Annotated in this window: 17 protein-coding genes and 4 tRNA genes; 9 read left to right on the top strand and 12 right to left on the bottom strand. The window is 59.5% G+C overall.

Translation table 11 applies throughout. The annotated features are described in order from the left end of the window. Positions 1-52: 52 nt before the first annotated feature. The 4 genes from QOM08_RS21100 to QOM08_RS21085 all read left to right on the top strand — a co-directional run bounded on the left by QOM08_RS21100 (position 53) and on the right by QOM08_RS21085 (position 4,793). A complete protein-coding gene (locus QOM08_RS21100) occupies positions 53-1,237 on the top strand; it encodes an MFS transporter (RefSeq protein WP_139049379.1) in 1,185 nt (394 codons plus the stop codon). Between the two features lie 37 nt (positions 1,238-1,274). Then, entirely contained in the window at positions 1,275-1,586 is a 312-nt protein-coding gene (locus QOM08_RS21095; RefSeq protein WP_171061328.1) for a cupin domain-containing protein, read from the top strand. A 103-nt stretch (positions 1,587-1,689) separates the two neighbouring features. Continuing rightward, the gene (locus tag QOM08_RS21090) at positions 1,690-2,838 is read left to right on the top strand and encodes a TDT family transporter (RefSeq protein ID WP_139049380.1); all 1,149 of its coding nucleotides are present in this window, start codon (positions 1,690-1,692) and stop codon (positions 2,836-2,838) included. 80 nt (positions 2,839-2,918) lie between these two features. After that, the gene (locus QOM08_RS21085; protein WP_139049381.1) at positions 2,919-4,793 is read left to right on the top strand and encodes an MFS transporter; all 1,875 of its coding nucleotides are present in this window, start codon (positions 2,919-2,921) and stop codon (positions 4,791-4,793) included. Between the two features lie 145 nt (positions 4,794-4,938). On the opposite strand, the gene sugE is transcribed toward QOM08_RS21085, so the two are convergent. The 3 genes from sugE to rdgC all read right to left on the bottom strand — a co-directional run bounded on the left by sugE (position 4,939) and on the right by rdgC (position 7,403). Further along, on the bottom strand, positions 4,939-5,253 hold the full coding sequence (sugE, locus tag QOM08_RS21080) for a quaternary ammonium compound efflux SMR transporter SugE (RefSeq protein ID WP_047228696.1): 315 nt from the start codon (positions 5,251-5,253) through the stop codon (positions 4,939-4,941). Positions 5,254-5,371: 118 nt separating this feature from the next. After that, positions 5,372-6,337 carry a bile acid:sodium symporter family protein gene (locus QOM08_RS21075; protein WP_107321747.1) on the bottom strand — a complete coding sequence of 322 codons (966 nt, stop codon included), beginning with the start codon at positions 6,335-6,337 and terminating at the stop codon, positions 5,372-5,374. A 145-nt stretch (positions 6,338-6,482) separates the two neighbouring features. After that, on the bottom strand, positions 6,483-7,403 hold the full coding sequence (gene rdgC / locus QOM08_RS21070; RefSeq protein ID WP_047228694.1) for a recombination-associated protein RdgC: 921 nt from the start codon (positions 7,401-7,403) through the stop codon (positions 6,483-6,485). A 160-nt stretch (positions 7,404-7,563) separates the two neighbouring features. Here rdgC and QOM08_RS21065 point away from each other — a divergent pair. The 4 genes from QOM08_RS21065 to QOM08_RS21050 all read left to right on the top strand — a co-directional run bounded on the left by QOM08_RS21065 (position 7,564) and on the right by QOM08_RS21050 (position 8,080). Beyond that, a tRNA-Val gene (locus QOM08_RS21065) sits at positions 7,564-7,639 on the top strand. A gap of 20 nt (positions 7,640-7,659) precedes the next feature. Further along, positions 7,660-7,736: transfer RNA gene (locus tag QOM08_RS21060), tRNA-Asp, on the top strand. A 174-nt stretch (positions 7,737-7,910) separates the two neighbouring features. Beyond that, positions 7,911-7,986 (top strand) — tRNA-Val (locus QOM08_RS21055). 17 nt (positions 7,987-8,003) lie between these two features. Further along, a tRNA-Asp gene (locus tag QOM08_RS21050) sits at positions 8,004-8,080 on the top strand. 159 nt (positions 8,081-8,239) lie between these two features. On the opposite strand, the gene QOM08_RS21045 is transcribed toward QOM08_RS21050, so the two are convergent. Continuing rightward, positions 8,240-8,749 carry an Lrp/AsnC family transcriptional regulator gene (locus QOM08_RS21045; RefSeq protein WP_047230462.1) on the bottom strand — a complete coding sequence of 170 codons (510 nt, stop codon included), beginning with the start codon at positions 8,747-8,749 and terminating at the stop codon, positions 8,240-8,242. A gap of 198 nt (positions 8,750-8,947) precedes the next feature. Here QOM08_RS21045 and QOM08_RS21040 point away from each other — a divergent pair, with 198 nt between their 5' ends. Then, complete coding sequence (locus tag QOM08_RS21040) at positions 8,948-9,964, top strand: 1-aminocyclopropane-1-carboxylate deaminase (protein ID WP_047230463.1); 1,017 nt, start codon at positions 8,948-8,950, stop codon at positions 9,962-9,964. Between the two features lie 117 nt (positions 9,965-10,081). Here QOM08_RS21040 and QOM08_RS21035 read toward each other — a convergent pair whose 3' ends face one another. From QOM08_RS21035 to QOM08_RS21000, 8 genes are all read right to left on the bottom strand, one after another. Continuing rightward, complete coding sequence (locus QOM08_RS21035) at positions 10,082-10,546, bottom strand: transketolase (protein WP_316912086.1); 465 nt, start codon at positions 10,544-10,546, stop codon at positions 10,082-10,084. A 36-nt stretch (positions 10,547-10,582) separates the two neighbouring features. Next, complete coding sequence (locus QOM08_RS21030; protein ID WP_274091110.1) at positions 10,583-11,737, bottom strand: M20 family metallopeptidase; 1,155 nt, start codon at positions 11,735-11,737, stop codon at positions 10,583-10,585. Beyond that, complete coding sequence (locus QOM08_RS21025) at positions 11,734-13,158, bottom strand: M20 family metallopeptidase (RefSeq protein ID WP_139049384.1); 1,425 nt, start codon at positions 13,156-13,158, stop codon at positions 11,734-11,736. The genes QOM08_RS21030 and QOM08_RS21025 overlap by 4 nt, the downstream gene beginning before the upstream one ends. Further along, positions 13,155-14,144 carry an ABC transporter ATP-binding protein gene (locus QOM08_RS21020; protein WP_076383777.1) on the bottom strand — a complete coding sequence of 330 codons (990 nt, stop codon included), beginning with the start codon at positions 14,142-14,144 and terminating at the stop codon, positions 13,155-13,157. The genes QOM08_RS21025 and QOM08_RS21020 overlap by 4 nt, the downstream gene beginning before the upstream one ends. Next, a complete protein-coding gene (locus QOM08_RS21015; protein WP_316912085.1) occupies positions 14,141-15,157 on the bottom strand; it encodes an ABC transporter ATP-binding protein in 1,017 nt (338 codons plus the stop codon). Before QOM08_RS21015 ends, QOM08_RS21020 begins: the two co-directional genes overlap by 4 nt. Before the next feature lie 22 nt (positions 15,158-15,179). Beyond that, the gene (locus QOM08_RS21010) at positions 15,180-16,082 is read right to left on the bottom strand and encodes an ABC transporter permease (RefSeq protein ID WP_316912084.1); all 903 of its coding nucleotides are present in this window, start codon (positions 16,080-16,082) and stop codon (positions 15,180-15,182) included. 9 nt (positions 16,083-16,091) lie between these two features. Beyond that, the gene (locus QOM08_RS21005; RefSeq protein ID WP_047230470.1) at positions 16,092-17,009 is read right to left on the bottom strand and encodes an ABC transporter permease; all 918 of its coding nucleotides are present in this window, start codon (positions 17,007-17,009) and stop codon (positions 16,092-16,094) included. Positions 17,010-17,111: 102 nt separating this feature from the next. Further along, a complete protein-coding gene (locus QOM08_RS21000; RefSeq protein ID WP_047230471.1) occupies positions 17,112-18,632 on the bottom strand; it encodes an ABC transporter substrate-binding protein in 1,521 nt (506 codons plus the stop codon). Positions 18,633-18,644: the final 12 nt, after the last annotated feature.

The following is an 18,644-nucleotide window of genomic DNA, read 5'->3' as shown; positions in this document are numbered from 1 at the left end:
CTCCGCAAAAGCAAAAAATTAGCTTTTGTGGATTGCCTTGTGGAGTGTGCCCATGTCCCGTCCAGCTTCGACTCGTGCCAGTTTGATATTCCTGGCGATCACCCTGCTCGGTTTCCTCGCAGCGTCCAGTGCGCCAACCCCGCTGTATCACCTCTACCAGGAACAGATGCAATTTTCCCCTGGGGTCCTGACGCTGATTTTCGGTGTGTACGCGTTCAGTCTGTTAGCGGCTTTGCTGACCGTAGGTTCGTTGTCGGATTATCTGGGACGCAAACCGGTGATTTTCGTAGCGCTGTTGCTCAACATGCTGGCAATGCTGCTGTTTATCAACGCCGACAGTATCGCCTGGTTGATCGGTGCACGGTTGATTCAGGGCTTCGCTACGGGCATGGCCACCAGTGTGCTTGGCGCTGCCTTGCTGGACTTCGATCGTCGGCAAGGTCCGCTGATCACCAGCGTCGCGCCCTTGCTGGGCATGGCTTGCGGAGCATTTGGCTGTGGCATGTTGGCCGAGTTCGCGCCGTTGCCCCTGCAACTGACGTACTGGATTCTGCTGGGATTGTTCCTGATCCAGGCCATTTACCTCTGGTTTCTGGCCGAGAGCGTCAGCCCGCAACCGGGTGCCTGGCGATCTTTGCGCCCCACCTTGCATGTGCCGATCCAGGCACGGCGCGCCTTGTGGCTGATACTGCCCTTGAACCTGGTGGCCTGGGCGGTGGGCGGCTTCTACTTGTCACTGGCGCCGTCATTGGTGCGGGTCGCAACCGGAACCACCTCCAATTTGATTGGCGGCGCGCTGGTGGCGGTGCTGACGCTCACCGGAGCGTTGAGTATCTACACGCTGCGCAACCAGGTGGCCGACAAAATGCTGCGCCTGGCCGCCAGCCTGTTGATGGTCGGTCTGGCGCTGGTATTGCTCGCAGTGCACGCTGCTAGCTTGCCATTGTTCTTCGTCGGCACGCTGGTCACTGGCAGCGGTTTCGGCGCGGGCTTTCTGGGAGCATTGCGCAGCATCATGCCGTTGGCCTTGCCCCATGAGCGGGCCGGGTTGATGTCGGCGTTTTATGTCCTCAGTTACCTGGCGTTCAGCCTGCCGTCACTGTTGGCGGGGAGCCTGACCCGTGTGTACGGGCTGATCCCGACCACCGATGGCTATGGGGCGGTGTTGATTGTGCTGTTGATCGTTGCCTTGCTGGGGCTGTCGCGTCAGGCGCGAACAGCGCCTGGTTTGGGTTAACATTGGCGCCTATGTGTTTTCTTTGGGGCGATCTGAGTTGAACATCATCCGCAGTAAATCCTTCACTGGCGATCGCGCCTGGGCGGCGTTGGATATCGCCAACATGAACGGCATTACCACGCGCCTGCACTGGACCGATCAGCCCTACAAATGGCACATCAATGAAGGTCAGGAAGTCTTCGTGGTGCTCGATGGGCAAGTGCAGATGTGCTATCGGGAAGACGGTATCGAAAAGGATACCTTGCTGAGCGCGGGGGATATTTTCTATGCATCGGTGGGCACCGAACATCTGGCCAAGCCATTGGGAGAAGCGCGAATTCTGGTGATCGAGACCGAGGGCAGCGTCTGATCGATATTTGCATAATCGATAATATATAGAGAAATTACCCGTTATATAGATATTCGATTTGAATCTAGCATGGCTCTATCTCGTCCCAGAGCAGGAGTTCGCCATGCCATGCTGTGCTGCAACCAACCGTTTGCGCCCACTCAGTCATTTGCCCAGGCCATTGGAAGCCATTCGCCAGTTCACGCCTAACTGGTTTGCTGTCGTCATGGGCACCGGCGTATTGGCCCTGGCCCTGGCGCAATGGCCGGGGGATGTCCCAGGCCTGCACCTCCTGGCCGAAGGGTTATGGTTGTTCAATGTCCTGTTGTTCATGTTGTTCACGGGGCTGTACACCGCCCGTTGGGTGCTGTTCTTCGACGAGGCCCGGCGGATTTTCGGTCATTCAACGGTTTCGATGTTCTTCGGCACCATCCCCATGGGGCTGGCGACCCTCATCAATGGCTTGTTGGTATTCGGTTTGCCACGGTGGGGCGAGGGCGTGGTGCCGCTGGCGGAAACGTTGTGGTGGATCGACGTGGCGATGTCCTTGGCCTGCGGCGTGCTGATTCCGTTTTTGATGTTCACCCGCCAGGAACACCGGATCGATCAGATGACCGCCGTGTGGCTATTGCCCGTGGTGGCCGCTGAAGTCGCCGCCGCCAGTGGCGGGTTGTTGGCACCGCACTTGGCAGACGCTCATTCGCAACTGGTGATGCTGGTCACCAGCTACATCCTCTGGGCATTTTCCCTACCCGTAGCGTTCAGCATCCTGACGATTCTGCTGCTGCGCATGGCCCTGCACAAACTACCCCACGAAAACATGGCCGCCTCGAGCTGGCTGGCCCTCGGCCCGATCGGGACCGGTGCTCTGGGCATGTTGTTGCTGGGAGGCGATGCGCCGCTGATTTTTGCCGCCAATGGCTTGCCGGGCTTAGGTGAAGTCGCCGCCGGCGTGGGCGTGGTGGCCGGTATCACCCTGTGGGGCTTCGGGTTCTGGTGGATGCTGATGGCGCTGCTGATCACCGCACGCTATTTGCGCACTGGCATCCCGTTCAACCTCGGGTGGTGGGGCTTTACCTTCCCCTTGGGCGTGTATGCGCTGGCAACGCTGAAGCTGGCGAGCTTGCTGAGCCTGGGTTTTTTTACTGTGTTCGGTTGTGTACTGGTGGCGATGCTGGCGGTGATGTGGCTGATCGTCGGCCGCCGCACGGTGCTCGGCGCCTGGCACGGTGAGCTGTTCGTGTCGCCATGCATTGCGGGGCTGGCGAAATAATCGTTAAAGACAGGTAATGTGTGGCCTGGATCGAAAAACCTCATTCCAATAAGCGACCACGCCACTCAGGAACATGGAAGATGAGTCACCCCTCGCAGTTCACCTTGCTCCGCACGCGGCGTTTCCTGCCGTTTTTCATCACACAGTCCCTTGGCGCGTTCAACGACAACGTGTTCAAGCAGTCGTTGATCCTGGCGATTCTCTATCGGCTGACCATCGAGGGCGACCGCTCGATCTGGGTCAATCTGTGTGCGCTGCTGTTTATCTTGCCGTTCTTCTTGTTCTCGGCACTGGCAGGGCAGTTCGGGGAAAAATTCGCCAAGGATGCGTTGATTCGTCTGATCAAATTCGGCGAAATCGCCATCATGGCGATCGGCGCGGTGGGTTTCCTGTTCGATCACTTGTGGTTGATGCTGGCGGCGCTGTTCGCCATGGGTACCCAGTCGGCGCTGTTCGGGCCGGTGAAATATTCGATCCTGCCGCAAGCGCTGCGCGAGGACGAACTGGTCGGCGGCAATGGCCTGGTGGAGATGGGCACATTCCTGGCGATCCTCTTGGGCACTATCGGCGCTGGGATCATGATGTCCTCGGCGCATTACGCGCCGGTCGTGGCAACGTCGATTATCGTTATCGCCGTAGCCGGTTACCTGGCGAGTCGCGGCATTCCGCGGGCGGCGGCAGCTTCACCGCAGATGCGCCTGAACTGGAACATTTTCAGCCAGTCCTGGGCCACGCTTAAACTGGGCCTGGGACAAACCCCTGCGGTGTCCCGCTCCATTGTCGGCAACTCGTGGTTCTGGTTTGTCGGGGCGATTTATCTGACCCAGATCCCGGCCTACGCCAAGGACTGGATGCACGGTGATGAAACCGTGGTGACCTTGATCCTGACGGTGTTCTCGGTGGGGATCGCCGTGGGTTCGATGCTGTGCGAGAAGCTGTCCGGGCGTAAAGTCGAGATCGGCCTGGTTCCCTTCGGCTCGTTCGGCCTGACCGTATTCGGGCTGCTGTTGTGGTGGCATTCCGGCGGAATTCCTGGCATTGCCGAGGGCTACGGCTGGCTCGAAGTGCTCGGTTTCGGCCACGCCTGGCTGGTGCTGATCGACATCCTCGGGCTCGGTGTCTTTGGTGGTTTCTACATCGTGCCGCTGTACGCACTGATCCAGTCGCGCACCGCCGAGAATGAGCGGGCGCGGGTCATCGCCGCCAACAACATTCTCAACGCGCTGTTCATGGTGGTCTCGGCGATTGTCTCCATTGTCCTGCTGGGCCTGCTGGAACTGTCGATTCCCCAGCTGTTCCTGGTGGTGTCACTGCTGAACATTGGCGTGAACACCTACATCTTCAAAATCGTCCCTGAGTTCAGCATGCGTTTCATGATCTGGCTGCTGAGCCATTCCATGTACCGCGTGGAACATCGCAACCTGGATGCGATTCCCGATGAAGGCGCCGCGCTGCTGGTCTGCAATCACGTGTCCTTCGTCGACGCGTTGCTGATCGGTGGCGCGGTGCGTCGGCCGATTCGCTTCGTGATGTACTACAAGATCTACAACCTGCCAGTGCTCAATTTCATCTTTCGCACCGCCGGGACGATTCCGATTGCCGGGCGCCAGGAAGACATTCATATCTACGAAAGCGCCTTTACGCGCATCGCTCAATACCTGCAGAACGGCGAGTTGGTGTGTATCTTCCCCGAAGGAAAATTGACGGCCGATGGTGAGATCAATGAGTTCAAGGGCGGACTGACGCGCATTCTTCAGGAAACCCCCGTGCCGGTGATTCCCCTGGCGTTGCAGGGATTGTGGGGCAGTTTCTTCAGTCGTGACCCGAACAAGGGGCTGTTTCGCCGGTTGTGGTCGCGGGTGACGTTGGTGGCGGGGCCGGCGGTCGCCGTTGAGGTGGCGGAACCGGCGAAGTTGCAGGCGTTGGTGGGGGAGTTGCGCGGGGCTGTCAGATAACGAGAGACGCCTTGTGAAAGTTGGTATGTGAGAGCAAAGCTTGCTCGCGATAGCGTCGTTGAGACCGCCTCGCGGGCAAGCCTTGCTCCCACAGGTCTAGCCCTACAAGCCTAGATGTCTACAGAGATTGTTCCTGCAGGTGAGCTCAGGCGCTGGCCTTAAGTCCGATCAACCCGGCAACGATCAACGCCACACTGGCCAGCCGAACCAGCGCCATGGATTCACCAAACAGAATGATTCCGGCAATCACCGTGCCCACGGCACCGACACCGGTCCAGATGGCATAGGCCGTGCCCAGAGGCAATTCCTTCATCGCAAGGCCCAGCAGGCCAAGGCTGATAGCCATGGCCGCAACGGTCAATACGGTAGGGAGCGGGCGGCTGAAACCGTCGGTGTACTTCAGGCCGACAGCCCAACCGACTTCGAACAGGCCGGCAAAAAACAGAATGATCCAGGACATCACACACCTCCATCGATGGATGGGGTCGTCCCCGGATTTAGGTCGATCGAGTGGCGGGGTCGTCCCCGCGATGGGCATATAGATTGCCCATTATTGACCACTCGATCAAGTCTGTCTTTCAGTCCGCCGCTTGGCGGGCGAGCAGTTCACGGTCCTGCTTTTCGCTCATACGGCGGAAATACGTCGAGAGCAGCGCCCCGGAAATATTGTGCCAGACGCTGAACAGCGCGCTGGGCACCGCCGCCAGCGGCGAGAAATGCGCACTGGCCAGGGCTGCGCCCAGACCGGAGTTTTGCATGCCCACCTCCAGCGACAAGGTCTTGCGCTGGGCCAGTGGCAACCCGAACAGGCGAGCGGTGAAGTAACCCAACAGGTAACCGAAGCTGTTATGCAGCATAACGATCGCCATGATCAGCAGGCCGGACTCGGCGATCTTCGCCTGACTGGCCGCCACTACCGCCGCCACAATGATCACGATGCTCACTACCGAGATCAGCGGCAGCACTTCCACCGCGTGACGAACCCGCTCTCCCAGCAGGCGTTGAGCAACGATGCCTAGCACGATAGGCAGCAGTACGATCTGCAGGATCGACCAGAAAAGCGCCGAGAACGACACCGGCAACCAGGCGGAAGCCAGCAGCCAGATCAGCGCCGGGGTCAGCAAAGGCGCGAGCAGGGTGGTGATGGCCGAAAGCGACACGGCCAAAGCCAGGTCGCCGCGGGCCAACCAGGTCATGACATTGGAGGAGGTGCCGCTCGGACAGCAACCCACCAGAATCACCCCGACGGCAATCTCCGGTGGCAGGCTGAATACTTGGCAGAGCAGCCACGCCACGCCAGGCATGATGACAAATTGTGCAATCACCCCCAGGACCACCCGCCCTGGATGACGGCCCACTTCGGCAAAGTCCTCCAGCTTGAGCGCCAGGCCCATGCCGAACATCACCAGCCCCAGCAAGGGGACGATGGCGACTTTCAGGTCGACGAACCATTGCGGTAGCAAGAATGCCAGCACGGCAAAAAACAGCACCCAGTAAGCGAAGGTATTGCCGACAAAACGACTCAATGCAGCCAGTGCGCGCATGACCTGATCCTTATTATTAAGTAGCACCACAAAAACAATGTGGGAGCGAGCCTGCTCGCGATGGCGGAGTATCAGGCAACCTGTCGGTAACTGTCACTCTGCCATCGCGAGCAGGCTCGCTCCCACAAGGGTAATCATTGGGCTGTCAGATCCCCTGAGGCATCTCTTCACCACCCAACGCTTCTACCAGCGCCGGCAGGAACTCGCCAAACGTCAACATCATCAGCGTGAAGCTGGCGTCCAGTTGGCCGAGGGCCTCGTCGCCGCCGTCCTGTTCCGCCTGATCCTGCAGCAAGTCTTCGAATTTCAGGCGCTTGACCACCATTTTGTCGTCGAGCACGAAAGACAGCTTGTCCTGCCAGGCCAGCGACAGTTGGGTCACCACCTTGCCGGTGTTCAAGTGCAACTGGATTTCGTCGCTGGTCAGGTCCTGACGCTTGCAACGCACAATGCCGCCATCTTCATGAGTGTCGCGCAGCTCGCATTCATCCAGCACGAAGAAATCGTCGGCGGCTTTCTGGGTCTTGACCCAGTCGGTCATGATGGCGGTGGGTGCGGTTTTCACGGTCAGTGGGCGTACCGGCAGCGAGCCGAGGACTTCGCGCAGAGTGGAGAGCAGGTCCTCGGCGCGTTTCGGGCTGGCGGAGTTGACCAGGATCAGACCCTGTTTCGGTGCGATGGCAGCGAAGGTGGACGAGCGACGAATGAACGCGCGAGGCAGAAACGCCTGGATGATTTCATCCTTGAGCTGGTCCCGTTCCTTTTTATAGACCTTGCGCATTTGTTCGGCTTCGATCTCTTCGACCTTTTCTTTCAGGGCATCGCGTACGACGCTGCCTGGCAGGATGCGTTCTTCCTTGCGCGCGGCGATCAGCAGGAAATCCTGGCTGATGTGCACCAGAGGTGCGTCTTCGCCTTTACCGAACGGCGCGACGAAACCGTAAGTGGTCAACTCCTGGCTTGCACATGGACGCGCCAGTTTGCTGGCCAGTGCAGTTTCCAACGCCTCGGCATCAAAAGGCAGATCTTGGGTCAGGCGATAGATAAGCAGGTTTTTGAACCACATGGGGTGAGTCTCTCCTTTATACAAAGGGGGGCATTATTCTCTTCGCGGCGCCATAGGCCAACCCTTCGCTAAGCCTTTGGAAGGCCTGAAAAAATTAAATTAAAAAGTGCTTGCCAGCTTTGAGGACGCTCCGTAGAATGCGCGCCACACCGAAAGCGAAGGGTGATTAGCTCAGCTGGGAGAGCGTCTGCCTTACAAGCAGAATGTCGGCGGTTCGATCCCGTCATCACCCACCATTCGCTCCAAAGTGTTACGCGCAGCGGTAGTTCAGTCGGTTAGAATACCGGCCTGTCACGCCGGGGGTCGCGGGTTCGAGTCCCGTCCGCTGCGCCATATTCGGTAATCTGGAACACTGAACGCCAGATCACCACAGAAAGCCCGCTAACGCGGGCTTTTTGCTGTTTGCAGTTCCTGCGGTGCACGTTAATCACATTTTTTGCTGAATAGTTAATTAAATCAGCACGTTACGAAAATTTGTGAGAGAATGCGCCCCGCATCGAAAGTGAAGGGTGATTAGCTCAGCTGGGAGAGCGTCTGCCTTACAAGCAGAATGTCGGCGGTTCGATCCCGTCATCACCCACCAAGCTTTCAATGTTACGCGCAGCGGTAGTTCAGTCGGTTAGAATACCGGCCTGTCACGCCGGGGGTCGCGGGTTCGAGTCCCGTCCGCTGCGCCATATTCGCTTCCACTTAGGCCCACTGAACGCCTGGAAGCTACCGAATAAGCGGCCTTTGGCCGCTTTTTTCGTTTATGGCGTTTCATCGCAATCCATCAGCAGCCCAGCAAACGGCACGGCCGTGATATAGCAGGTGCTGCCCCTCGGCGGATATGAGCATCAAATGGGTATGTGGGTCGTCGACAAGACCTGGCGCAACCCCATGAACGAGCGGATCTGCCGAACACCGGGCAGGTAAAGCAACTGTTCGGCATGCAGTCGATTGAAGCTGTGGCTGTCCTTGGTTCGCAGCAACATGAAATAGTCGAATTCTCCCGTCACCACATGGCATTCCATACAGCCGGATACCTTTTGTGCGGCCGCCTCGAAATCTGCAAAGGATTGCGGTGTGGAGCGGTCCAGTACCACGCCGATCAACACCACCATTCCCGCGTCCAGCGCCTCACTGTCCAGCAATGCGACGATGCCCTTGATCAGGCCGGCCTGCTTGAGCCGTTCGACGCGCCTGAGGCAAGCCGGCGCGCTCAGTTTCACCTTCTCTGCAAGCGCCACATTGGAGATGGAGGCATCGCGCTGCAGGGTCTTGAGAATCGCTCGGTCGGTTCGATCAAGCGGTTGCGGCGCCGCAGCTGTTTCTTCAGGCTTCTTGTGATTATTTGTTGCGCTCATCTCTCTTCCCGAACAACTAAAGTATGTTCTGTAATTGTTTGCGTAAATAATAGTTCTTTAAGTGCCTTAAACTTGCAACACATATTTTCCATATTCTTCTTAATATTGAGCTCATCGAAGCCCCCCTGAAATAGCCTGGAAGGCAGCCTTTGTCTTTCGGCCTGGTGCTTGGATATTCAATACACAAGGAGCAGAGTCATGAACCTGAATCGTTTCGAACGTTATCCGCTGACCTTTGGTCCCTCTCCCATCACCCCCTTGAAGCGTCTCAGCGAACATTTGGGCGGCAAGGTGCAGTTGTATGCCAAGCGTGAAGACTGCAACAGTGGCCTGGCTTTCGGCGGGAACAAAACCCGCAAGCTTGAATACCTGATTCCCGAAGCGCTTGAGCAAGGCTGCGATACCCTGGTTTCCATCGGCGGAATCCAGTCGAACCAGACCCGCCAGGTAGCCGCCGTCGCTGCTCACCTGGGCATGAAGTGCGTACTGGTGCAGGAAAACTGGGTGAACTACTCCGATGCGGTGTATGACCGGGTAGGCAATATCGAGATGTCCCGGATCATGGGCGCAGAGGTACGTCTGGACGCCGCCGGGTTTGACATCGGCATTCGTCCCAGCTGGGAGAAGGCCATGAGCGACGTGGTCGAGCGAGGTGGCAAGCCATTCCCGATCCCAGCGGGGTGTTCCGAGCATCCCTACGGCGGCCTCGGGTTCGTGGGTTTCGCCGAAGAGGTACGGCAACAGGAAAAAGAACTGGGCTTCAAGTTTGACTACATCGTGGTCTGCTCGGTGACCGGTAGTACCCAGGCCGGCATGGTGGTCGGTTTCGCTGCCGACGGCCGCTCGAAGAACGTCATCGGTATCGACGCCTCGGCCAAACCGGAGCAGACCAAGGCACAGATTCTGCGCATTGCCCGGCACACCGCTGAGCTGGTGGAGCTGGGTCGGGAGATCACTGAAGAGGACGTGGTCCTCGATACGCGCTTCGCCTACCCGGAATATGGCTTGCCCAACGACGGCACGCTGGAAGCTATCCGACTGTGCGCGAGCCTTGAGGGCGTACTGACAGACCCGGTGTATGAAGGTAAATCCATGCACGGGATGATTGATATGGTGCGTCGTGGTGAGTTCCCTGAAGGCTCGAAAGTGCTTTATGCGCATTTGGGCGGGGTTCCCGCGCTGAACGCCTATAGCTTCCTGTTCCGCAACGGATGATTGCGCTTCAAGTCCGTCAAGCGTTAGCGCTAGCGGTGAGTAAGCTGTGGCGGGGAGCAAGCTCCCTTGCCACAGGTTCAATGTCGCACTTGCTGAGCAGCGCGGGACCCGGCCCCATCAGGCGCTATAGCGCTCTTGCAAGACACTTTTTGCCAGGTCCCTGGCCACCGACAAGATCTCCTCCACCTGCTTATCCATCGCAGCATCGGTTAACTCGACCTTACCCAGTTTAACGAAGCGCAATGTGTGGCCGCAGACAGATCCCAGCCAAGTCAGGCTAGGCAGCGGGCTGACTTCGACATCAAGCAGGTAGCAGCCTTTCGATACTGAGCGCAGCAACTGGCTGGCATGACACAGGCTGGATGGATTCGATTCCGACGCCTCAGACCCGGCTCTGAGCCAGTCGAGCATGAACTCATGCGACTGCTTGACGACCAGATAGGCCACCTGGTCCCAGTCCTTGATCGCCACCTGCAACGTGTCGATGAGGTATTCGGGCAGTTCGGCACTGGTGACAATAACGACCCCCACATCCGTTAATGGCGCTTTTATCCAGACTGCGGATTGCGAAATCGTATGCATGAAAGTACTCCCGGTGATGGGTAGAGGCTAATTGCCTCAACGGTTCTCGCCGACGGCCAGAATGGTTGCCACCAAGGCCTGGGCGCGTGGAACCAGCGTGTCCAGTTCCAGGTATTCACGATCGGTGTGGACTTTGCCACCCACCGGCCCGAGGCCACACAGGGTTGGAATGCCCAAGCTGGCGGTGAACCCGGAATCGGCGCAGCCGCCGGTGAATTCGCCCTCGACACTGAAGCCTAGCGCCAGTGCTTGTTGTTGATAGATGTGCAGCAGTTGCTCGCTGTGCCGTGCTTCCATCGGCAGGAAGGTCGTCGCTTCCTTGAGGATGGCGCTCGTGCCGGGCAGTTCCTCTTCAGCGACGATGCCTTGGATGGCGGCGAATATCTGCTCCCAGTGTTGCGACTCGATAAACCGTACATCCAGCTTGGCCGAGGCGTTGGGCGCGACAGTGTTGCTGGAGGTGCCGCCGGCGATCAGCCCGATATTGGTGGTGATGCCTGCGGGGTAATCGGTCAGGGCATGCAGTTTGACGATCTTTCGGGCCAGCGCCTCGATGGCGCTGGCCCCGTCGGCATGGTTGACGCCGGAGTGCGCAGCGCGGCCACTGACTTCGATGACCAGTGTGGCCCCGCCTTTACGGGCGCTGACCACATTGCCGCTGGCCCGTCCCGGCTCGGTATTGAGTACGGCGCGGGCTGATTTGGCGGCGCTTTCGATATGGCTGCGAGCGCTGCCAGAGCCGATTTCTTCGTCACCGGTATAGAGCACCTGCACCGGGCAGGGCAAAGGACCGGCGCGCTTGAGTGCCTTGAGGGCGAAGCAGTTGAGCACCAACCCACCTTTCATGTCGGCTACGCCGGGGCCGTAGGCGAGGTCGCCATCGCGGCTGAAGCCACGGGTGGTGGTCGTGCCCTTGGGGAATACCGTGTCGCGATGGCCCAGCAACAGCACCGGCTTGCCAGCCTCGCCGGGCACTTGGGCAAGCAGTACGTCGCCAAAACCTTCGACCGGCATACGCTTGAGCTCGATACCGTCGGCCTCCAGCTCCGCTGCGAGCAATGCGCCCACGGCATCGACCCCCGCCTTGTCATAGCTGTTGGAATCGGTATCGACCAGACGCTGCAACAATGACTCCATGGCGGGGCGCTGGCCGGCGAGCCAGTCCAGCGCCTGTTGGTGGGTCTCGCTCATTGCGCACGCTCCCGTGCCCGATGCTCCTCGCTCAGACGTGCCGCATCGTTGCCCAGGTCCCAGAACAGCCCGGCCATGATCTGCAGACTTTCTTTGACCACCGGTGCCAGCAAGTGCTCGTTGGGCGCATGTTGTGAACAGGCCGGGTACGAATGCGGCACCCACAAGGTCGGCAGGCCGAGCACGTCGGCAAACACGTCGTTGGGCAAGGAGCCGCCAAGGTTGGGCAGCAGCGCCGGTTTCTTTCCGGTGGTTTGCGTCAACGAGTCGAGCGCCCAGTTGACCCATGGGCTTTGCGGGTCGAGCCGGGTGGCGTGCATGACATCGATGCGGCTTTGCGTGACCTCGACATTGTTGAAACCATGGGCGTCCAGGTGAGCGCGCACGGCGGGGATAAAGGTCGTGTAATCGCTGTTTACCACAAAGCGGATATGGCAGTGAGCGTTGGCCTTGCCGGGGATTGCATGCACCGGGGCGTCTGGATTGCCAGTCTTGAAGGCAATGACATCGAGGGTATTCCAGCCAAAGACTTTCTCGCTCAGCGACAGATCCGGGTGGCCCCAGTTGGCGTCGATTTGCGGATCATCCGGCCCGCCACCGACTTCGATGTCGGCCAGCGCCTGTCGCACCGAATCCGGCAGTGCGCTGGGCTGCAAGCCCTCGACTTTTACCCGGCCATGTTCGTCGATCATGCTGGCGATGGCGTTGGCCAGGATGATGCCGGGATTGGCCAGCAGCCCGCCCCAATTACCGGAGTGGTGTGCGCCTTCGCGCAGATTGACCGCCAGCTCGAAGTTGAACACCCCGCGTGAGCCTAGAAAAATGGTAGGCCGTGTTGCGGCCAGACGCGGGCCGTCCGAGGCGATGAAGATATCCGCCGCCAGCTCCTTGCGGTGGGCGGCACAGAACGCATTGAGGCCGGGGGAACCTTCTTCTTCGCCCATTTCCAGCAGCAGTTTGACGTTGAAGCCGAGCTTGCCTTCGCGGGCCTTGAGGGTCTGCTCCAGCGCGGTGATGTTGATCAGGTGCTGGCCTTTGTTGTCGGCGGTGCCGCGCCCGTACCAGCGATCACCTTCGACGGTGACTTGCCACGGTGACAAGCCTTCACGCCATTGCGCCGCATAGCCGCGCACCACATCACCATGACCATAGCTGAGTACGGTGGGCAGCCCCGGGTGTTCAATGCGCGTGGCGATCATGAATGGTCCGCGTTCCGCTACCGGGTTGTCGTAGATTTTTACGCTGAAACCCAGCGCCTCGACATGCGGAGTGATGAACTCGTTGAGGTAGCGATACAACTCAGGTTGGCTGTCTTGCGCCTGGCTTTCGGTGGGCAGGGCGACACTACGTTCGAGCAGGTTGAAAAAAGCACCGTTGTCGAACTGTTCGAGGGTGTTGCTGATGGCCTGGGAACGACTCATGAGTGGACAAGCTCCAGTGTTTGGGTGGGACTGTCGTGCAGGTGGCAACGTACGTTGCCGCCGATAATTGGATCGTTGGCCGGATAGGCCGTTTTGCAACGGTCCATGCAGTTCGGGCAGCGCGGGTGAAAGGTGCAGCCGGTTGGCGGGGACATCGGGTTGGGGAAGGCGCCGTGCAGGCCGATGTCTGGAATGCCCAAGCGCGGATCGGGGGTCAGCACCGAATCGAGCAATGCGCGGGTATACGGATGGCCGGGTTCGGCGAACAGCGACTGGCGGGTGCGTTCTTCGACAATACGCCCCAGATACATCACGGCCACCCGGTCGGCGAGGTGCTCGATAACCGCCAGGTTGTGGCTGATCAGCAGATAGGTCAGGCCGAATTCGCGCTTGAGGTCTTGCAACAGATTGAGTATCTGCGCCTGCACTGACACGTCCAGCGCCGAAGTCGGCTCGTCGCAGATCAACACATCAGGACGCATGACCAGCGCCCTGGCAATCGCCACGCGCTGGCGCTGGCCGCCGGATAACTGGGCTGGATAGCTATCGATCACGCGCTTGGGAAGGCCGACTACATCCAGCATTTGTTCGGTTTTCTTGCGGCGCTCGGTGGCCGTGCCGATGTCGTGGACGATCAACGGCAGGGTGATGATTTCGCGCAGGGTCTTGCGGGGGTTCAGCGATGAATACGGATCCTGGAAGATCGGCTGGATACGCCGGGACATCTCCTTGCGATCTGTCGCTGCCAGATGTTTGCCATTGACCAGCACGTCGCCTTGAGTGGGCTGTAGCAGGCCGAGCAGGATCTTGGCCAGGGTGCTTTTGCCGCAACCGGACTCACCCACCAGACCGAGGGTTTCACCGCGCATCAGGCGCAGTGATACGCCATCAACCGCTTTCAGTGTGGCGGCAGGTTTGAAAAAGCCTTTGCTGATACGGAACTCGCGACGGATATCGCACAGCTCCAGAGCGATGTCTTTTTTCATGACCGGGCACTCTCTTTGATCAGTATCGGTTTCGGCCCAGAAGCCGCCAGCAGGCAGCGCGCCATATGTCCGTCCTGTTGCACTTCGGGCACGTCCCGGGCACACGCCTGGACGGTATGCCCGCAACGATTGCGAAAGGCACACCCGTGTTGTTCACCCACAAGGCTCGGCACCAGACCGGGAATCGAGCCCAGCGCTTCGCCCGGTTTGGTCCGCCCTGGAATCGGGATGCTGGCCAGCAGGCCACGGGTGTACGGATGCCGCGGGTTCTCGAAGAGTTGTCGGGCGGGAGCGCTTTCGACGATTTCCCCGGCATACATCACGGCCACCCGGTCGGCGATGCGGGCCACCAGGCCAAGGTCGTGGGTGATAAAGATCACCGCCAGCCCCAGTTCTTTCTGAATATCGCGGATCAGGCGCAGGATTTGCGCCTGAATGGTCACGTCCAGTGCGGTGGTCGGCTCGTCAGCGATGATCAGGTCGGGCTCGCACATCAACGCCATGGCGATAATCACCCGCTGGCGCAACCCCCCGGAGAGTTGATGCGGGTACTGACGCAGACGCTCGCCGGCATTGCTGATGCCGACCTTTTCCAGCATTTGCGCGGCGCGGGCCAGCGCATCCTTGCGCGACACCTTGCGGTGCCGGGTCAGCACTTCACTGAGCTGGTCGCCAATGCTGTAGGCCGGGTTCAGCGCGGTCATGGGCTCCTGGAAGATCATCGCCAGGCGGTTGCCGCGCAGGTCGCACATGCTTCGCTCGCTCTGGCCGAGCAGGTCGATGCCGTCCAGTGTCAGTCGGCTGGCGGTGCGCTTGGCCTTGCGGGGCAGCAGGTCCATGAGTGCCAGCGAGGTCAGGGATTTGCCGCAGCCGGACTCTCCGACAATGCACAGCATCTCGCCGCGCTCGACCTGAAAATCCAGGCCGCGCACCGCATGCAGCATGTCATCCGCTGTCGGGTTATGGCCCATGGGAATGTCCACCCGCAGGTTTTCAACATGGAGTAGTGCCATGTCCGGTACTCCTCTATCAGTCTCAGTTGCGGCCATCGGGCAGGATCAGATCGCGCAGGCCGTCGCCGACCAGATTGATGCCCAGCACCAGAATCATCAGGGCGATGCCTGGGATGGCGATGACCCACGGGGAAAAGAACATGTAGGGTTTGCCCTCTGCGATCATCAGTCCCCAGGACGGCGTCGGCGGTTGTACACCCACCCCGAGGAACGACAGCGCTGACTCCAGCAGGATCGCGTGGGCCATTTCCAGGGTCGCGACCACGATCAGCGCGCCAACCAGATTGGGCAGGATTTCACTGACCAGAATGCGCAGGGTCGAACAGCCCAGGGCTTGTGCCGAGGCAACATATTCGGCATCGCGAATCTGTTGCACCGAGGCCCGAACCACCACGGCGAAGCGGTCCCAGAGCAGGCAACCGAGCAGAATGATCACCACCTTCAGCGAGCCGCCCATCAACGAGGCAGAGGCCAGGGCCACCATGACCACAGGCAGCGCCAGCCGAGTGGTGATCAGGTAGCTGATAAACGCATCCACCTTGCCACCGTAGTAACCGGCCAGCAGACCCATGACGGTACCGATGACGCCGGAAATCAGCGCCGCCGCAACGCCGATAAACAGTGAAATACGGGCGCCGTAGAGCAACCGTGAGAGGTAATCGCGGCCCAGCTTGTCGGTGCCCAAGACATATTCCCAAGTGCCGTTAGCCATCCAGACCGGAGGCTTCATGCGCAACATCACGTCTTGCGCATAAGGGTCATAAGGCGCCAGCCATGGCGCGAACAGCGCAGCAGCAAAAATGATCAGCAGCAACGCACTGCCGATGGCGAAGCCGCGGTGGCGAAAGCTTTTGCCAAGCACCCGGCTCAGGCTGCTTGGTGGGGGCAGGTAGTCGTTGATTGCCAGGGTAACGGGGGTACTCATGAAGGGCTCCTAGCGCACGCGAATGCGCGGGTCGAGCAGTGCGTTGAGCACATCGGCCAGCAAGGTGAGGATGATGTAGATCACCGCAATCAGCAGGACCACGGCCTGGACTACCGGGAAGTCGTCACGGGCGATGGCGTCCCAGGCGAGTTGTCCGATGCCTTGCAGGGAGAACACGGTTTCGATCACCACCGAACCGCCGAGCATGAAGCCGAACTCCACCGCTGCCAGTGCGACGACCGGAATCAATGCATTGCGCAATGCATGCTTGAACAACACCTGCGCAGGGCGCAGCCCCTTGGCGCGAGCGGTGCGGATGTAATCGCAACTGAGCACATCCAGCATGCCTGCGCGGGTCAGGCGCATGATGGCCGGCGTTGCGTAGTACCCCAAGGCAATGGCCGGCATGACGAAATGCAGCATGCTTGAGTTGCCGGAGACTGGCAGCCACTTGAGCGTCACCGCAAACACTACGATCAACATCAGCGCAAACCAGAAGCTGGGCATTGCCTGGCCCAGTACCGCGATGCTCAAGGCCAGTCGATCAACCCAGGTGTCGCGTTTGATCGCGGCCAGTACGCCCAGGGGAATCGCCACCAGCAAGGCGATTCCCAGCGCCATGGCACCTAATCCGAGAGTAATCGGCAAACGGCTGGCGACGAGGTTATAGACCGACTCCTGAAAGAAAAAGGAGTTGCCCAGGTCCAGCCGCAGCAAACCGCCCAGCCAGTTGACGTACTGGGTGGGAAGCGGTTTGTTCAAGCCGTATTGCACACGGATCTGTTCGATCTGTTCGCTGGTGGCTTCCGGCCCGCCAATGGCCGTGGCCAGGTCGCCGGACAGATGCAACAGAGAGAAGCTGATCACCGACACGGTAATGGCGACGCAAAAAGCGATGCCCAGACGGCGTAGAAGGAACCCAAGCATGGCAAGTTTCCTCATGTTCAATGGATGACAGGTGGAGGACGTGGCCGTGGGGGGCTGGCCCACGCGCCACGGAATCGCTCGCTCAATCCGCCCGGTTGCGGATTACTTCCAACTGGACTGAACGAAACGCGGCAGTTCATCCGGATACGGCGTGAATGCCAGTTCGGAGGTGTAGGCGTAGTTCATCGAGTAGTTGAACAGCGGGGCCCAGTACGCCTGTTCGCTGATGCGCTGCAACGCCTTGCGGTAGTTGTCCTTGCGCACTTGCGGATCGAGGGCGTTATCGGCGCTCTGCAACCAGTTTTGGACTTGCGGGTCTTTGATGTTGTCGTCCGGATTGCCCTTGAACCAGGTGCCGGCCGACGCCGAGGTGTCGAGGATCGAGAACGAGCCCCAGGCCTGGAACGACATGGGCACCTTACCGCCACGTTGCTGATCACGCAGGGCGGCGTACTTCAAGTAGCGCAGCTTGGCGTTGATGCCCACCGCGCGCAGGTTACCGATGATGGCTTCGACGTAATCACGGTCGCGATAAGCGAATATTTCGGTCTCGAAGCCATTTGGGTAACCGGCCTCGGCGAGCAGCGCGCGGGCTTTGGCCGGGTCAAAGTTGTAGACAGTGGCCGCAGAGGTATCGCAACCGAACTGGCGTGGATAACACGCAACCTGTAAGGGCTTGGCTTCGCCACCCACCAACTGCGTCGCCAGTGCCTCGCGGTTGATTGCATGGTTGATCGCTTGACGCACCTTGAGGTTTTTCATTGGCGAGTTTTCGCTGGAGGTGCCTCGAGCATCAAGAATCAGGAAACCGATGCGCATGGTTTCGGCGCTGGTCACGGTGAGGTTCGGTATACCTTTGAGGTCGATTGCCTGATCCGAGGTGACGCGCCAGATCCAGTCGACACCGCCGGTCATCAACTCGGCCAGGCGAGTTTCTGCATCCGGGATTACCCGAAACTTGAGGTGAGCGATATGTGGCTTGCCTTGTGGGCTGTCCGCAAAGTAGTCCTTGTTGATCGCCATGCTCACGCCTTCGCCGGCCACCACCGACAGGGCTTTATACGGTCCGGTGCCCACTGGCTTGCGACTGAATTCGGCCAGGCCGACCTTCTCGAAGTATTGCTTGGGGAACATCGGAACGGCGTTGGACAGGTATTCCAGCGCAGGAGGGAAAGGCTTCTTCAAATACAGGCGGACACTGTAGTCACCGGTTTTTTCGGCGCTCTTGATCCAGTCTACGTTTTGCACGGTCACGACTTTCGCTTCGGGCGACACCACGTAGTTGAGGGTGAACACCACGTCGTCGGCGGTGAAGGGGTCGCCGTTGTGAAATTTGACGCCTTTGCGCAGCTCAAGGTCGATGGTGGTGTCGTCGACCTGTTTCCAGCCGGTGGCCAGCATGGGCTTGTATTCGCCGCTGGTGGGATCGCGGTAGATCAGGTTGTCCCAGATCAGCCGGCCGAGAATCACTCCTTCGCGGAGATCGTTGTGATAGGGGCTGACGTTTTCAGGTTCGCTGTCGGAAGCGTAAACCAGGGTGTCGTTGGCTTTGTCGGCATGAGCCGCAAAGCTGTTGATCAAACCCATCAGCGCGATACTGCAGGCGAAACCTTTGATGCCCATGCCGTCGTCTCC

It is taken from the genome of Pseudomonas sp. P105 (genome assembly GCF_032614175.1).
Taxonomy (GTDB): domain Bacteria; phylum Pseudomonadota; class Gammaproteobacteria; order Pseudomonadales; family Pseudomonadaceae; genus Aquipseudomonas; species Aquipseudomonas rhizophila.
Note: the sequence above shows the minus strand (reverse complement) of the source record. Positions and strands in the feature narration are given on the sequence as shown.

Excerpts from the sequence above, each read along its gene's own strand:
- QOM08_RS21100 (WP_139049379.1), top strand. The coding sequence starts at position 53 with ATGTCCCGTCCAGCTTCGACTCGTGCCAGTTTGATATTCCTGGCGATC.
- QOM08_RS21090 (WP_139049380.1), top strand. The coding sequence starts at position 1,690 with ATGCCATGCTGTGCTGCAACCAACCGTTTGCGCCCACTCAGTCATTTG.
- QOM08_RS21085 (WP_139049381.1), top strand. The coding sequence starts at position 2,919 with ATGAGTCACCCCTCGCAGTTCACCTTGCTCCGCACGCGGCGTTTCCTG.
- sugE (WP_047228696.1), bottom strand. The coding sequence starts at position 5,253 with ATGTCCTGGATCATTCTGTTTTTTGCCGGCCTGTTCGAAGTCGGTTGG.
- QOM08_RS21075 (WP_107321747.1), bottom strand. The coding sequence starts at position 6,337 with ATGCGCGCACTGGCTGCATTGAGTCGTTTTGTCGGCAATACCTTCGCT.
- rdgC (WP_047228694.1), bottom strand. The coding sequence starts at position 7,403 with ATGTGGTTCAAAAACCTGCTTATCTATCGCCTGACCCAAGATCTGCCT.
- QOM08_RS21045 (WP_047230462.1), bottom strand. The coding sequence starts at position 8,749 with ATGAGCGCAACAAATAATCACAAGAAGCCTGAAGAAACAGCTGCGGCG.
- QOM08_RS21040 (WP_047230463.1), top strand. The coding sequence starts at position 8,948 with ATGAACCTGAATCGTTTCGAACGTTATCCGCTGACCTTTGGTCCCTCT.
- QOM08_RS21035 (WP_316912086.1), bottom strand. The coding sequence starts at position 10,546 with ATGCATACGATTTCGCAATCCGCAGTCTGGATAAAAGCGCCATTAACG.
- QOM08_RS21030 (WP_274091110.1), bottom strand. The coding sequence starts at position 11,737 with ATGAGCGAGACCCACCAACAGGCGCTGGACTGGCTCGCCGGCCAGCGC.
- QOM08_RS21025 (WP_139049384.1), bottom strand. The coding sequence starts at position 13,158 with ATGAGTCGTTCCCAGGCCATCAGCAACACCCTCGAACAGTTCGACAAC.
- QOM08_RS21020 (WP_076383777.1), bottom strand. The coding sequence starts at position 14,144 with ATGAAAAAAGACATCGCTCTGGAGCTGTGCGATATCCGTCGCGAGTTC.
- QOM08_RS21015 (WP_316912085.1), bottom strand. The coding sequence starts at position 15,157 with ATGGCACTACTCCATGTTGAAAACCTGCGGGTGGACATTCCCATGGGC.
- QOM08_RS21010 (WP_316912084.1), bottom strand. The coding sequence starts at position 16,082 with ATGAGTACCCCCGTTACCCTGGCAATCAACGACTACCTGCCCCCACCA.
- QOM08_RS21005 (WP_047230470.1), bottom strand. The coding sequence starts at position 17,009 with ATGCTTGGGTTCCTTCTACGCCGTCTGGGCATCGCTTTTTGCGTCGCC.
- QOM08_RS21000 (WP_047230471.1), bottom strand. The coding sequence starts at position 18,632 with ATGGGCATCAAAGGTTTCGCCTGCAGTATCGCGCTGATGGGTTTGATC.